At 59.7% G+C, this 14582-nt stretch carries 18 protein-coding genes; 5 read left to right on the top strand and 13 right to left on the bottom strand.

The annotated features are described in order from the left end of the window. Positions 1–97: 97 nt before the first annotated feature. Together IE127_RS17935 and IE127_RS17930 are read right to left on the bottom strand one after the other, a co-directional pair. Positions 98–637, bottom strand: a complete 540-nt coding sequence (locus IE127_RS17935; protein ID WP_189427155.1) for a YceD family protein — start codon at positions 635–637, stop codon at positions 98–100. Beyond that, positions 637–1170: a ubiquinol-cytochrome C chaperone family protein gene (locus tag IE127_RS17930; RefSeq protein ID WP_189427154.1), complete on the bottom strand. Its 534-nt coding sequence runs from the start codon at positions 1168–1170 to the stop codon at positions 637–639. The genes IE127_RS17935 and IE127_RS17930 overlap by 1 nt, the downstream gene beginning before the upstream one ends. Positions 1171–1334: 164 nt before the next feature. Between IE127_RS17930 and IE127_RS17925 the strand changes: the two genes are divergently transcribed. Continuing rightward, positions 1335–1790 carry an outer membrane protein assembly factor BamE gene (locus tag IE127_RS17925; protein ID WP_189427153.1) on the top strand — a complete coding sequence of 152 codons (456 nt, stop codon included), beginning with the start codon at positions 1335–1337 and terminating at the stop codon, positions 1788–1790. Here IE127_RS17925 and IE127_RS17920 read toward each other — a convergent pair. From IE127_RS17920 to IE127_RS17900, 5 genes are all read right to left on the bottom strand, one after another. Then, positions 1787–3010 (bottom strand): MFS transporter, encoded by a 1224-nt coding sequence (locus IE127_RS17920; protein ID WP_189427152.1) that lies wholly within the window; start codon positions 3008–3010, stop codon positions 1787–1789. The genes IE127_RS17925 and IE127_RS17920 overlap by 4 nt on opposite strands. Before the next feature lie 59 nt (positions 3011–3069). Further along, positions 3070–3549: a transcription antitermination factor NusB gene (gene nusB / locus IE127_RS17915; protein ID WP_189427151.1), complete on the bottom strand. Its 480-nt coding sequence runs from the start codon at positions 3547–3549 to the stop codon at positions 3070–3072. 130 nt (positions 3550–3679) lie between these two features. Then, positions 3680–4159: a transcriptional regulator NrdR gene (gene nrdR / locus IE127_RS17910; RefSeq protein ID WP_189427150.1), complete on the bottom strand. Its 480-nt coding sequence runs from the start codon at positions 4157–4159 to the stop codon at positions 3680–3682. A 3-nt stretch (positions 4160–4162) separates the two neighbouring features. Further along, positions 4163–5467: a serine hydroxymethyltransferase gene (glyA, locus tag IE127_RS17905; protein WP_189427149.1), complete on the bottom strand. Its 1305-nt coding sequence runs from the start codon at positions 5465–5467 to the stop codon at positions 4163–4165. A gap of 133 nt (positions 5468–5600) precedes the next feature. Then, a complete protein-coding gene (locus tag IE127_RS17900; protein WP_189427148.1) occupies positions 5601–5975 on the bottom strand; it encodes a VOC family protein in 375 nt (124 codons plus the stop codon). Between the two features lie 147 nt (positions 5976–6122). Between IE127_RS17900 and IE127_RS17895 the strand changes: the two genes are divergently transcribed. Beyond that, entirely contained in the window at positions 6123–6578 is a 456-nt protein-coding gene (locus IE127_RS17895; protein ID WP_189427147.1) for a BA14K family protein, read from the top strand. Between the two features lie 21 nt (positions 6579–6599). Here IE127_RS17895 and IE127_RS17890 read toward each other — a convergent pair whose 3' ends face one another. The 4 genes from IE127_RS17890 to IE127_RS17875 form a co-directional block, all read right to left on the bottom strand. Continuing rightward, positions 6600–6815, bottom strand: coding sequence for a DUF6898 family protein (locus IE127_RS17890; protein ID WP_189427146.1), 216 nt, complete (start codon positions 6813–6815; stop codon positions 6600–6602). 20 nt (positions 6816–6835) lie between these two features. Beyond that, positions 6836–8080 (bottom strand): L,D-transpeptidase family protein, encoded by a 1245-nt coding sequence (locus IE127_RS17885; RefSeq protein ID WP_189427145.1) that lies wholly within the window; start codon positions 8078–8080, stop codon positions 6836–6838. A gap of 263 nt (positions 8081–8343) precedes the next feature. Continuing rightward, positions 8344–8853, bottom strand: a complete 510-nt coding sequence (ldtR, locus tag IE127_RS17880; RefSeq protein WP_189427144.1) for a transcriptional regulator LdtR — start codon at positions 8851–8853, stop codon at positions 8344–8346. A 182-nt stretch (positions 8854–9035) separates the two neighbouring features. Beyond that, a complete protein-coding gene (locus IE127_RS17875; protein ID WP_189427143.1) occupies positions 9036–9422 on the bottom strand; it encodes a DUF6163 family protein in 387 nt (128 codons plus the stop codon). Positions 9423–9529: 107 nt separating this feature from the next. Between IE127_RS17875 and hemB the strand changes: the two genes are divergently transcribed. The 3 genes from hemB to IE127_RS17860 all read left to right on the top strand — a co-directional run bounded on the left by hemB (position 9530) and on the right by IE127_RS17860 (position 11897). Continuing rightward, positions 9530–10543 carry a porphobilinogen synthase gene (hemB, locus tag IE127_RS17870; RefSeq protein WP_189427142.1) on the top strand — a complete coding sequence of 338 codons (1014 nt, stop codon included), beginning with the start codon at positions 9530–9532 and terminating at the stop codon, positions 10541–10543. A gap of 78 nt (positions 10544–10621) precedes the next feature. Next, positions 10622–11116 (top strand): RDD family protein, encoded by a 495-nt coding sequence (locus IE127_RS17865; RefSeq protein ID WP_189427141.1) that lies wholly within the window; start codon positions 10622–10624, stop codon positions 11114–11116. Positions 11117–11174: 58 nt separating this feature from the next. Beyond that, positions 11175–11897, top strand: coding sequence for an arginyltransferase (locus IE127_RS17860; RefSeq protein ID WP_189427140.1), 723 nt, complete (start codon positions 11175–11177; stop codon positions 11895–11897). Between the two features lie 54 nt (positions 11898–11951). On the opposite strand, the gene IE127_RS17855 is transcribed toward IE127_RS17860, so the two are convergent. Both IE127_RS17855 and parC read right to left on the bottom strand, forming a co-directional pair. Beyond that, positions 11952–12260 (bottom strand): Dabb family protein, encoded by a 309-nt coding sequence (locus tag IE127_RS17855; protein ID WP_189427139.1) that lies wholly within the window; start codon positions 12258–12260, stop codon positions 11952–11954. An 11-nt stretch (positions 12261–12271) separates the two neighbouring features. Beyond that, positions 12272–14521 (bottom strand): DNA topoisomerase IV subunit A, encoded by a 2250-nt coding sequence (parC, locus tag IE127_RS17850; protein ID WP_189427138.1) that lies wholly within the window; start codon positions 14519–14521, stop codon positions 12272–12274. Positions 14522–14582 lie beyond the last annotated feature (61 nt).

Here is a 14582-nt window from a genome sequence, read left to right as displayed (position 1 = left end):
CGGCCCGAGAACAACGGGCCGCATTCACCATAGCCAATAGTGGACCCGGTGCAAGCCCTTGCGGAGCAACCGGGAGGCGCTGAATGTCTTGAAAAATTCACTTGCTTTTCAATTGCTTGAGTTTTGCGAACGGCGACTCTTCAGCCGGCGCATCGGTTTCAATGACATCCTCGACGCTAACGCCTTCGGCGCGCGGGTAGGGATCGACTGCGAGTGCCACTGTTTCGATGACGAGTTCTGTAAGGTCGACTTCGTTTCCCTCGATATAGTCCGGAGGATCATCCCCTTCCAAGTCGACGAAGGTTTCGGTACCGGGCTCCGGCTCCTTCGGTTTCTGGCTTGCGGGAAGGAACACACGATCGACCGTCTCATCAATCCGCTGGGTCACCGGGTCGAGTGTAACGACACAGGCCTGAGTGATGGCTGCGGACACCTGCCCCACGACCTGAAGCCCGCCACGAAGACGTTTTGCCGTCAGCGTGGCTGATAAGGCCTCGACCGATTGCACTTTCAGCCGCTCGGTCAATTGCGCGAGAGCCTCGGAGTCGGCAGTAAACTCGACACGCCGACCGTCAATCGGCACGCGGTCGAGCCGGACGACCGCATCCGGGAACATCTCGATTGTTGTTTTGGTCATCACACGCTCTCGAATTGCATGGTTCCGGCCACGATGCTCTTCGTGTCCTGCTGTGCCAGCAGCTGGTCCTGGCGAGCCAGGTACTGGGCCAGCAGTATCGCCTTTTGGCCGTCGGCATCATCGTCCTCATCGTAGATATTGCGCCTCAGCACATCGACAAGAGCCGCCTCTTCTCCGGCGTCCAGAGCCTCATTGAGCGCTGCCAGCAAGCCGAAGAAGATATTGCCCATTTTCTGGATCTTCTTCGGCACGCCCATATCTGTTACGCCCATCTCGCGCAGCGAGCGATCCATGTCCTTGAAGAACAGGTCGAACACAGCCTGGCTGAAATTGCGCTGCTGCTCACTGCCGCCACGCAGGCGCCGAAACAGCATCGCCATATGGAGGCTGATCATGTCGAAGCGGCCGGTCACCGTGTCGGGGACGCCCCATTCGGCGTAGAACACCGGCTGACGGGATTGCGCCACAATGGCAGTGTAGGCCGCGTAAACGGAATCAGAACCTGATCCCCTGCGAAACAAGGATTGAAACATCAAAATGCTCTGCGCTCTTGCAGTCGGCAGACCTTGGGGGACATGGCTCCGCTCGCCTTGCCTTTCGCAATGTTGGCCGCTACACATTCCGCCGGCCGAACTTCTCAAAAGACTGCTGCCTTAGTTCAACGCCTATAGTCGAGAGCCATCGGGAAAGTCAAATCATGCACCTGCCCACCGTCTCCCGCCGCACCGTTTTCATAGCGGCCGCATTTGCCAGCGTCACGGTGCTCGCCGGGTGCACCGCCAGCAACAGCCTGGTGACCTCGCGCACGCAGGGATATGAGATTTCAGACAGCGCCCTCGCCCAGGTTCGTCCGGGCCAGAGCCAGGAGCTGGTGCGTACGGTGCTTGGTTCGCCGCAGACGACCAACACCTTCGGCAACCAGAGTGCCTGGTACTATGTGCAGACCAAGCTGCAGAGTACCTCGTTCGGCCTTGAGACCATCCAGTCGCGCACGGTGCTGGCGGTGTATTTTGGTGCCGACAACCGCGTTACCGACAAGGCCACATACAGCCTTGAAGATGGCCGCGTGATCACGATGGAAGGCCAGCGTACGCCATCCTATGGCGAGGACCGCACCTTCATCGAATCGATCCTCTCCTCGGTCGGCCTCTAGCCACGTTCTTCGCTTCGCATTTCGGCGCCATGCAGGCGCCGGATGTGCAGCCAGCCGAGTAGCGCGATGCCGATGCTGGCGAACGGAATCGCCAGAGCGTTGATCGACTCCCAGCCAATGGTCCGCAGCAATACGCCTGAGCCGATCGAGGCCACGGCCATACTGCCGAACACCAACTGCTCGTTCATGCCCTGAACCCGCGCGGCTTCTTCCGGCCTATAGCTGGCAGTCAGCAGGGTCGTGGCCCCGATGAAGCCGAAATTCCAGCCGACGCCGAGCAGCACCAGCGCCAGATTGAAGTGATCGATGGTGATGCCGTGCAGCGCCGCAAGCGCGCAGCCGATGATCAGAGTGAGGCCGATTGCGGCGGTGAGTTCTGCCCCGATCCGGTTGATGATCATGCCCGTCACAAAGCTTGGCGCGAACATTGCGATAATGTGCCATTGAATGGCGCCGCTCGCCGCGCTGGCGGGGTGCCCGCAGACATAGACCATAGCCAGCGGGGCCGCCACCATGACGAGGGTCATCAGTGAGTAGGTGATGGCGGCAACCACCATCGGCACGAAGACCTCCGGCGCCCGCAACAGCTGTTTTGCCTTGCGTCCGGACGGCGCTCCGGCAAGAGGCTTATGGGTCGGTGCCAGACGGGTTTGCGAGAACACCAGAATCGAAAGTGCCGCCAAGGCGGCGATCACCAGATAGCCGGCGGCGAAGGGTGCTCCCGGTATCCAATCGCGCGACAAATTGCTGAGCTGCGGCCCGAAGAACCCGGCGGCAACGCCTCCGAACATGACCCACGAGACGGCCCTGCCCTTCAGCGCCGGCTCGACGCTATCGGCCGCGGCGAACCGGACCTGCTGAAAGAAAGCAGCCGCGCCGCCAGCGATGAAGAGCGCGCCGCAAAACAGAATGAAGCTCGATATGATCACCGCAACAGAGGCAAGTATGCCTGCCGGGATTGCCACGGCACCCGCCAGCATGAAGCCATTCTTGCGGCCCAGACGGTGGATCAGAAACGCCGCCGGCCCGGTGCCGAGCGCGAGGCCGATGATCATCATCGTCACCGGCAAGGTCGCGAGGCCCTGGTCGGGCGACATAGCAGCAGCCGTGAGCGCTGCGATCGACATGACGATTGCTTGATTCGAACCGCCGATAGCCTGCGCGATCGACAATAGCGCGATGTTTCGGGTGGAATGAGACTGGGCTGCTTCGGTGGTCATGAGGGATCTCCGGGAACCGGAACTCTGTCACCGCTGCCTCATTGGCGCCAGTGCCGCTGTCAGAAGATGTTGGCGCGCCGGCCTATGGCATCGAGCGAGGCGTTGACCAGGCCTGCCGCATCATCCTCGTGGAAAGCCTTGGTGATATCGACATATTCGGAGATCACTACGCGCGGCGGCACATCCTGGCGCTTGAGCATCTCGTATGTGGCAGCGCGCAAGATGGCGCGGATTGTGGCGTCTACACGATTGACCGGCCAATCGGCATCAAGCGATCGATTGACCGCGGGGTCAATATCGAGCTGGTGCTTGATGACGCCTCTCACGATCTGGCGGAAATAGTCTTCATCCGCGGGCAGATACTCGTCGCCCTCGATATCCTGTCCGAGCCGATACATGCCGAACTGGCTCAATGTCTCCTCGAGGGTAATCCGGCCCACGTCCATCTGGTAGAGCGCCTGAACGGCGGCAAGGCGCGCCACACCGCGCTGGTTGGCAACGGGCGCTGATTCAGGATCGCGTTTGGACGGACCGGACATGCGGGCTCCGAGTAGTGGTGGCTTTATTGAAGGCCGGGGCTCGACAAAGCACAGCTGTTGGGCCGACGAACTCCGCAGGTCGCCTCCAATAAAGGCCTGACCCGGCAGTTTCAACCGTCAAAAAGACAACTCAGTGGTGCTGGTCGCGCAAGTCGTTCTCACCGGGCCCGAGTTCCGCGAGGAATGACCGGAAATCGTCGGCAGACGAAAAGTTCTTGTACACCGAGGCGAACCGTACGAATGCCACATCATCCAGGCTCTTCAGCCCTTCCATGACGAAGGTGCCGATCTGGTCCGAGGTGATTTCCGTGTCGCCGAGGCTTTCGAGCTGACGCACGATACCGGAAATCATGCGCTCCACCCGTTCCGGATCAACGGAACGCTTGCGCAGGGCTGTGAATACGGAGCGCGACAGCTTCTCGCGATCAAACGGCACTTTCCGACCCGACTTTTTGACGACAGTCATGTCGCGCAGCTGCACGCGCTCGAAGGTGGTGAACCGGCCACCACACGCATTGCAGACACGCCGGCGCCTGATGGCGCCGGAGTCTTCGGTGGGACGGCTGTCCTTGACCTGCGTGTCGTCGTTTCCGCAATAGGGACAGCGCATGCTTTAGTCCGCGTAGATCGGGAAGCGGTCGGTCAGGTCCTGAACCTTTGCGCGCACCGCAGCCTCGACTGCCGCATTGCTTTCGTCAGTATTGGCTTCGCGCAGACCATCGAGCACCTCGACGATCAGCTCACCGATCTGGCGGTATTCGGCCTCGCCGAAGCCACGTGTAGTGCCTGCGGGCGTGCCGAGACGGACACCGGAGGTGACGAACGGCTTTTCCGGATCAAACGGAATGCTGTTCTTGTTGCAGGTGATCCATGCACGGCCGAGGGCCTGCTCGGCCCGCTTGCCGGTCGCGTTCTTCTTGCGCAGATCGACCAGCATCGAGTGGTTGTCGGTGCCGCCGGAGACAACATCGAGACCGTTCTCCGTCAGGCTCGCCGCAAGGGCACGGGCGTTGGCAACGATCTGCGCGGCATAGCTCTTGAACTCGGGCTGCAGCGCTTCCTTGAACGCAACCGCCTTGGCGGCAATAACGTGCATGAGCGGGCCACCCTGAAGCCCCGGGAACACCGCCGAATTGACTTTTTTCGCGATGTCCTCGTCATTGGTCAGGATCAAGCCGCCACGCGGTCCACGAAGTGATTTGTGCGTCGTGGTGGTTGTGACGTGCGCATGCGGCACTGGCGATGGATGCACGCCCCCAGCCACCAGACCTGCGATGTGCGCCATGTCGACCATGAGATAGGCGCCAATCGAATCGGCGATCTCACGGAAGCGCTTCCAATCCCAGATGCGCGAATAGGCGGTGCCACCGGCAAGGATCAGCTTTGGCTTGTGTTCGTGGGCTTTGCGCTCGACTTCGTCGAGATCGACGAGATGGTCGTCTTCACGAACGCCGTAAGACACAACATTGAACCACTTGCCGCTCATGTTCACAGGTGAGCCGTGCGTCAGGTGTCCGCCGGAGTTGAGATCGAGCCCCATGAAGGTATCGCCGGGCTGCAACAGGGCGAGGAATACCGCCTGGTTCATCTGGCTGCCGGAGTTCGGCTGGACATTGGCAAACTGCGCGCCGAACAGTTCCTTCGCGCGGTCAATCGCCAAGTTTTCAGCGATATCGACGTACTGGCATCCACCATAGTAGCGCTTGCCCGGATACCCTTCTGCGTACTTGTTGGTGAGCACCGAGCCCTGTGCTTCAAGAACAGCGCGCGAGACGATATTCTCGGATGCGATGAGTTCGATCTCATGCTGCTGGCGACCGAGTTCCTTCTTGATGGCGTCGGCGATCTCAGGGTCGGTCTGCGCTAGCGTATCGCTGAAAAAGCGCGGAAACAGCGGAACAGAAGCAGCTGCGCTCATTGGCGGTCTCCTCGGGCTGGCCCGATATATGGTGGCTGAAGGGTGATCCGGGCGCAGGCTCTAGCATGTGCACAGCATCGGGCCAAGCGCCCAATACGTCGCAAGTCAGTGACCAGTGTTCAGCGAGCGGCGTCTAGTCGTCCGCAATTTGCCTCGAGATGAACCATTGCGTGCCATCCGGGGCGCGAACACCGCCCCGCCTGTCCCCATCGCCTTTTTCAAGCATGGGCTGTAGCACCTCGGCGCCTGCCGCAATGGCGCGATCGAACGCGGCATCCGGATCATCAACATAAAGGTGCAACATCGCAGGCGGGCCTTCGGCCTCGCCCATCATCAAGACGGTATCCCCGATCCGGCACTCGGCATGCATGATGCCGCCTTTGCCGTCGGGAAAGACCCTAAGTCGTGTTGCTTCAAAAACGGTTTCACAGAATGTCAGCACCTCTTCCGCGTTCTTGACCAGCAAGTACGCTGAAAGATCGGAATATCCGGCGGGCTTGTAACTCATCTATGTACTGTTGAGCAGGTGGCGGACCTCGTCAAGACAATCCCGAGCGACAAGGTGATCGTACTGCGCAACCGCCGGGCCGGTTGCGCAGTTTAAGGCGCATGACCGAAGCTTCGGTTGCGGGGGCAGCGCAAGGAGCATTGAGCAATGAAAGCGTTTTCCAAGAGCATTTGTGCAGCCGCTTTATGCGGCCTGGTATCGATCAGCGCAATTGTGCCGGCCTCGGCACAGTCTTCCCTGGTGCAGGCCAAGCCAGACGAACGTGACCGCGTCGTAACGACTTTCTGCAGTCGCCACAGCAATCTCGAAGACTGCCGCGATTATCGTAGTGGCCGATGGGATCGGCGTGATTATGATCGATTTTATCGCCGCCACAACAATGATCTCGACAACATTGCTTCCGGGCTATTCGGGTTTACGTTCGGTGCGATCATCGGCGGCGCAATCGCCAACTCGCAGCGCGACAACGACGTGATCTATCTCGACCGCGGCTCACGCAGCAACGCACATATTCGCGCCTGCTATGATCGCTATCGGTCGTACGATGTCGAGACTGATACGTATCTGGGATATGACGGCATTCGTCATCCCTGCCGGCTATAGTCGGGCTAAACCCTGCTAGAATCACGCATATCGGCCGCTACTTTTGGTAGCGGCCGTTTGGTTTTGTGATCTTTTTTCGAGAGTGCGGCGCAGCTTGGCTCCGGCAACGTTTTGCATCTGAAGGCGCGTTGCCGTCACCGGCGCCAGAATTACGACTTCGACGTTGGTTTCGGTATCTATCGCCGATACACGCATTTGCTGGCCCAGCTGGGCGAATTCGTAGAGGATTTCGCCCATCTCTGCCTCCGGCTCGATCCTTAAGCCTCGAAAGCTACCCTACCCTGAGAGTCGAAATTGTAAACGTCGTCGCGGAAACTGACAGTACCGTTCCGGTTCGCCCACGCTGTGATGTAGGTGGTGTGGATCGGCACCGGATTGTTGATCGACACGTCGAGGCGCTCTGCGCTGCTGAACATGCCGGACACCCGCGTCGGATCCCAACCGTTATCGCGCAGCAGCCAGGCGACCAGATCCTGAACGCCTTCCACGCGGACACAGCCCGACGAATGGAAACGTGCATTCTCGCCGAACAGCGCCTTGCTGGGCGTGTCGTGCAGATAGACGTTGTGGGGGTTATGGAAGTTGATCTTCACGTGCCCCATGGAGTTTTCCGCACCAGGCTCCTGACGGAAGAGGTAATTCACCGCTTCCTCGGTCTGCCAGTTGATCTGAGTCGGCAGAATTTCGTTGCCGTTGCCGTCGAAGATATGGATGCGGTTGTTCGTGAGGTACTGCGGATCCTTATTCATGTAGGGAATAAGGTCCTTGCGAATGATCGACGTCGGGACGTGCCAGTATGGGTTGAAGTTGATCTGGTGGATCTTGCTTTCCAAGATTGGCGTGGCGCGATCAACGCGGCCGACGACGGCAATGTGCCGCTGGACGACCATGCCACCTTCCACCGCTTCGATCGTCGCTGCGGGGATGTTCACGTTGACGTAACGATCTGACAGATTTGGCGCCATGTTATTGACGCGCTGCAGGTTAAGATAAAGCTGCTGCAGGCGCGTGCCGGCCGGCACAGCCATGGCGTAGAATGTCGCTTCATCGACTTCACCCGTCAACTGAAGGCCATGACGAGCTTGGAACAGGCGGATGGCGGCATCCGTCTGCTCATCGATCATCTCATTCACACGCTCTTGATAAGGCATGTCAGCTGATGACATCAGGCGCCGCTTGAGGGCCACACCGCCCTTGCGATCATGACCAAGGCGCAGACCATAAACTTCGCGGGGAATCTCTTCCCAGCCACCGGCGGCAACGAACGGCTCATACTGCGAAATGGCGAACTGCAGATTCTGAGCTGTATCGTAGGACAGGATCGGCTCGGGCGTCGCAATCAGCTGACGCGCCGCCTGGCTTGCCCCTTCCGTATCCGCCTCGCGCAACACGCGGTTGCGCGCAAACATGTCCCAGATAGATTCCTGAGCCCGGGCCGGAATGGCGGCCGAAGCCCCCAGAAGCGCCATGGACCGAAGCAGCGTACGTCTATTCAACCGCATTTGAGTAACCTGAAGTGCCGCGCATGAGGATTGGGTGATTGCCTAGCACCAGCCCGGTGGGCTCACAATGTTGCTCAACCAGCTGTGAAGCTCTGTTAAGCAGCATCTACACACTGCCGGAGAATGGTTGCCAAAGCACTACCATGCCAAATTGCGCCAGTTTGCGGCGCAAATATGGTCCCTCGGCCCAGATGGCGGCGAGCGGCGTCACTCTGTGACCGCCGCGCAACACCAATCCAATACGGCTACCTTCAGGCTCGGTTCTAGAGCTTGTAGAGAATCTGATCGACCCAGAAACGCTCGAGACGTGCCAGCGACTTGTTCAGACCCTCAAACTCTTCGTCTCCGAGACCGCCGACCTTATCGATCGACTTCAGGTGACGATCATAGAGTTCGTCAATCACCTCAGCCACTTCCTCACCCTTCGGAGTCAGGCGGATGCGAACCGAGCGACGATCGGTGCGCGAACGCTCCTGGAAGATGTAGCCGGTCTCGACAAGCTTCTTGAGGTTGTACGACACATTCGAGCCAAGGTAGTAGCCGCGCGAGCGCAACTCACCGGCTGTCAGCTCAGAGTCGCCGATGTTGAACATCAACAATGCCTGAACCGGATTGATATCGTCCCACCCCATACGGTCAAACTCGTCCTTGATCAGGTCGAGTAGGCGGCGGTGGAGCCGTTCCACGCGGGAGACGGCTTCGAGGTAAGCAGGCTTTAGCCGAGCGGGGGCTTCGGTCTGCTGCACCTCTGCTGCGTTGGATTTGATTGCCATTTCTGCCTCACTGTGGTTCTGCGCGTTTTCCGCGTCTCATGTGCTCAAACTACCCCACGCCCGATAAGGTAGGCTTAAACGGCACACTTAAAACTATCTTACTGAAAAAGTTCGGGAAATTGGCTTTATGATTGGTTACACCTGGACATAAAGTTGTAACCTAAACAGCCCGTTACGAACCCTCAGTCGCCCGCTTCGGCGCGTTTCGTACGCAAACCGAGCATGAATACGCCAATGATGCTGGCGAGGAGAAACAGGCGCAGCACGAACCCGAACAGGCTCATCTGAACCTCGGATCCGACGATATAAAGAACCAGTTCGGCGCTGGTCGCACCGACCAGAAGGACCGCGCCCCAGCTGGCGCCGATCCACAAGCCGACGGCGGCGAACAGCCGAGAGACGGCAAAAATTGCCAGGAGCACGAAGGCATCGACACCCATCATCAGGATGGGGCTGTTGGAGGAATTGTAGACGCCCAACAGACGCGCCGCATCGTTCAGTCCCAAGAGCAGGCTGATCAGCGCGATCGCGCGGACATAGCGTCCGATATAAGGGGCGATGAATTCCATCGCCGTTTCCTAGCGGCAACCAAGGCGAGCGACAAGGCGGCATTTCCACCTCTTTCCTCGTGCCCCGCACGCGGCTAGACAGGCAGGCACACGAGCGGAGACCAATGATGAGCAGCACCTGGCAACGTCACGACATGTCCTTTCTCGAGGGTCGCCGACTGCGCCGCAGCCGCGCCAGCGCCTGGAGTCGCGCCATGGTGCGCGAGACGACGCTGACGCCGGCCGACCTGATCTGGCCGCTGTTCATCATCGAAGGACAAAACGCGCGCACGCCGATCAAGACCATGCCGAATGTCGAGCGGCTGAGCATCGATCTTGCTGTCGAGGCAGCGCGCGCGGCACGTGATGCGGGCATTCCTGCCTTGGCGTTGTTTCCCAACACGCCCGATGACAAGCGTAGCGAAGATGCCGCGGAAGCTTACAACCCCGACAATCTGATGTGTCGCGCGCTTTCCGCTATCAAATCAGCGGTGCCGGATATCGGACTGATCGCGGATGTGGCGCTCGACGAGTATTCGGCGAACGGCCAGGACGGGCTTGTGAGAGAAGGGGTCATTCTCAACGATGAAACGATCGAGGTGATGATACGCTCGGCACTGGTGCAGGCGAAGGCTGGTGCCGACATCATTGCACCCTCGGACATGATGGATGGCCGCGTGGCTGCCATACGGCAGGCTCTCGACGCGGAAGGCTTCGAGGACCGCCAGATCATGTCATACGCGGCCAAATATGCCTCGTGCTATTATGGGCCCTTCCGAGAGGCCGTCGGCTCCGGCTCGCGCCTCGTGGGAGACAAGCGCACCTATCAGATGGACTTTGCCAATTCGGATGAAGCATTGCGCGAAATCGCGCAGGACCTCGAGGAAGGCGCGGATTCGGTCATGATCAAGCCGGGGCTACCATATCTCGACGTGATCCGGCGCACCAAGGACACGTTTAACGTGCCGATTTACGCCTATCAGGTGAGCGGCGAGTTCGCGATGATCGAGTTCGCAGCGCAGGCCGGGGCGATCGCGCGCGAGCCGGCAATTCTCGAAAGCCTGCATGCGTTCAAGCGTGCGGGGTGCAACGGAATCTTGAGTTACTTCGCGCTTGAAGTCGCGCGCGACCTGCTTGATTGAATTAGAGCTGGCTCGCCGTATCAAGCTCTTGCAATCTCTTGATCGCCATCCGATCTCTACGTCATGACGCAGGCAACCATGACTTCCGCAACACCTCAGCTTCCTGATCCGACAACGGCGCCCCAACTTTTTGAAGGGGTACTGACGCGGCGCGTCGTTGCCTATCTGATCGACCTTGTTCCCATCGCATTGCTGACGGTGGTATTCGGGTTCGTTTCACTTATCCTCGGCTTTTTCACCTTCGGGCTGGCATGGCTCGGGCTGATTGTGGTGGTGCCGCTGGCGCTGATCGCTTACTACACCTTCACGCTCGGCTCCCCGCAGCGGGCCACCTGGGGCATGCGGATGATGGACCTGGTGCTGACGCCGACGCGCGGAACGCGGCTCGATGGGGCGATGGCGTTCCTGCATGCATTGATCTTTTACGTGACATTCTGGATTTCCTGGCCGATTTCGCTGCTGTTCGCGCTTTTCACGCCGCGCCGCCAGATGATCCACGACCTGCTGACCGGCACATTGATGCTGCGTCGCTCGCCGATGGAAGCGCATTGGCGCCGTTTCCAGGATCAGTAAGATTGCAGGCACTACAAAGCCGCGCTACACTCACGGATCTGTCGGCACAGGGTGCTGAATGATCGAACATTCTCCCGAGAACACACAGCTTTTCCTGACGGCGGCGATGCCGTGCCCTTACCTGCCAGATCGGCAGGAAAGAAAGCTGTTTACGCACCTGCACGGCAAACGCGCCGCAGGCCTGCACCAATTGCTGAGCGACAATGGCTTTCGGCGCAGCCAAAACCTGATTTACCGGCCGGCCTGCGAAGGGTGCTCCGCGTGCCAATCCGTGCGGATCGTCGCCGATGATTTCGAGCCCTCGTCGCGATTCAGGCGCGTATTACGGACAAATGCCGACATCCGCGCCGATGTGAAGCCGCCTACGGCAACTCCCGAGCAGTATGAGCTCTTCAAACGCTATCTGGCGGCACGTCACGATGGCGGCGGCATGACCCAGATGAGCCACCTCGACTATGAATATATGGTCGAGGACACCCCGGTGCATTCGGTAGTGGTGGAGTATCGGCAACGAGAAACCGAAGAGCTGGTTGCCGTTGCACTGACCGACGTGATGCCGGACGGGCTGTCGATGGTCTACAGCTTCTTCGATCCCGAACAGCGCAAGCGCGGGCTCGGCAACCACCTGATCCTCGATCATATTTCGCAGGTGCGCTCGGCGGGGCTGAAATATGTCTATCTCGGCTATTGGGTCGAGAATTCACCGAAGATGGCGTACAAGCGCAGCTTTCAGCCATTGGAAGTTCAAAAGGGTTCGCTGGGCTGGATACCGCTCACCTAAGGTTCTGAATAAGAATCCGGCCAAACGCTCAGAGCTTTGATTTTTCGAACAAACTTAGATCTCCATATCGAAGACCATGAGGCCGTCGCGTCCACCTTCAAGGGCCGCGACCAGTCGTCCGCCCGCTGCCTTGTGATCCGGGTGGACAAGGTAAGCGTCACGCGCCTCCGCTGAGGCAAAATCCATGATGAAACCGTGCGCGAAACCTTTAGCGAGCCCTTCGGGCGACACGTTCGCGCCGAAATGCACGGCTACGATTCCATCGACCGTTTCCCGGAGATCCGCCAGCTGACGGAAGATCGACTGGCGCTCTTCCGAGGTAATATCGGGTCTGAATTTGACGAACACGCAATGACGGATCATGTGCCGAGCTCCTAGCTTCCGAACTTGTTGTTACGCGGGAACCCGCTGGGCGGCTGCCGGCCGGCGGCCGCACGATCGCCCAGCCAGCCGTGCAGGTCTTCCATCGGACGCTGGTGCGTCCGGCCGGAACTGTCGGTCCAGGAAAGGCCATCGGCAGCATAGAACATCTTGATGTCCGAGATGCCACCATCCTTGTAGCGCTGAAGCCGGACGCCCTTGCCCCGTGCCATGGTGACGAGTTGACTGGCCGGGAAAATCAAAAGCTTGCGGTTCTGTCCGATCACCGCGACCCGGTCGCCCTCGGCTGGTACGAGAAGGCGCGCCTCGTCGGGTGCCTTGACGTTCAACACCTGCTTGCCCTTGCGGGTATTCGCGACCATGTCGTTTTCGGCGACCAGGAAGCCGTTGCCGCTGGAGGAAACGATCAGCCGCGTCGTCCCAGGTTTGTGCACGAAGAGCTCGACCACTTCCTGGCCTTCCTCGATGTCGACCATAAGCCGTACGGGTTCCCCCTGCCCCCGGCCGCCGGGCAACCTGTCACCTGCGAGCGTGAATACCTTGCCGCCTGTCGTCAGCAACAGCAGCTTGTCGGTGGTTTCAGCCTGAACAAAAAGCTTGAGCTTGTCGCCCGCCTTGAAGCCCTTCTCGTCCACCTCGGCGGTGTGGCCCTTAACGGCACGGATCCAGCCCTTCTCAGACAGGATGACGGTGATTGGCTCACGCTCGATAAAGGCGGTCTCGAGCGCTGCGAGGTCTGTCGTCGGCGCTTCGGCGAATTCAGTGCGCCGTGCCCCGAGCGGCGTGTCCTTGCCATAGGCTTTCTGGATCTCGGCAATCTCGGTTGAGATCGCGCCCCATTGCCGCTTCTCAGACGCCAGCAAGCCTTCGACCTGCTTCTTCTCTGCACTGAGAGCGTCATGTTCCTTGCGCAGCTCCAGCTCTTCCAGCTTGCGCAAAGAGCGGAGGCGCATGTTGAGGATCGCTTCGGCCTGAACGTCAGTCAGCTCGAACGTCGCCATCAACGACGCCTTGGCATCGTCTTCCTCGCGAATGATGCGAATGACCTCATCGAGGTTGAGGAACGCGACGATGTAGCCGGCCAGAACCTCGAGCCGGTGCTCGATCTGGCCGAGACGGTACTGGCTGCGACGAACGAGAACCTGCTTGCGATGTTCAAGCCAGGCCTTCAAGGCCTGGCCGAGGCTCATCACCTTCGGCACCATGCCTTTGTCGAGGACATTCAGGTTCAGAGGAAACCGGGACTCCAGTTCCGACACCTTGAACAGCTGCTCCATCAGGATGACGGCATCGACGGTACGGGCGCGCGGTTCGAGAACGAGACGGATATCGTCCGCGCTTTCGTCGCGCACGTCTTTCAACAGGGGCAGTTTGCGCGCCAGCAGCAGTTCGGCAATCTTTTCGACCAGCCGCGATTTCTGAACGCCGTACGGGATTTCCGTGACGACGATGATGTAGAGGCCCCTGCCCGTTTCCTCGACATGCCATTTGGAGCGAACGCGGAACGAGCCGCGACCGGTCGCATATGCATTGGCGATCGAGCTGGAGCTTTCCACCATGATGCCGCCGGTGGGAAAGTCCGGCCCCGGTACAAATCGCATCAGTTCTTCAGCCGTCGCATCCGGGTTGTGGATCAGATGCGTTGCGGCCTCGCACAGTTCGGCGACGTTGTGCGGCGGAATGGACGTCGCCATGCCGACCGCGATGCCGGTGGAGCCGTTGGCGAGCAGGTTCGGGAAGTTCGCCGGCAGGACGACGGGCTCTTCGTCTTCGCCGTCATAGGTCGCCTTGAAGTCGATGGCGTCTTCGCCGATGCCTTCGAGCAGACGCGTCGCCACATCGGTCATGCGGCTTTCGGTGTAGCGCATGGCCGCCGGGCTATCGCCATCGATATTGCCGAAATTGCCCTGACCATCGACGAGCGGGTAGCGCTGCGCGAAATCCTGCGCCAGACGCACCAGCGCATCGTAGATCGACTGGTCACCGTGCGGGTGAAACTTACCGATCACGTCGCCGACGATACGGGCAGACTTCTTGTACCCCTGGTTAGGGTCGAGCCGCAGCAGGCGCATGGCGTGAATGATGCGGCGGTGAACAGGCTTCAGCCCGTCCCGCGCATCCGGCAGTGCACGCTGGGTGATGGTCGAAAGCGCGTAGCTAAGATAGCGCTCTTCGAGCGCGGCGCGCAGATCGACATACCCATTGTCTTCACCGTCGGGCGGTAGCAGGTCGGTATCGGACATACGTGGCTCCGGGATGTAGACGAATCAGGAACGGAGTATAGGGCTTCCGGCACAAATGCCA

The organism is Devosia pacifica (assembly GCF_014652635.1).
In the GTDB taxonomy this organism is placed as follows: domain Bacteria; phylum Pseudomonadota; class Alphaproteobacteria; order Rhizobiales; family Devosiaceae; genus Devosia; species Devosia pacifica.
Note: the sequence above shows the minus strand (reverse complement) of the source record. Positions and strands in the feature narration are given on the sequence as shown.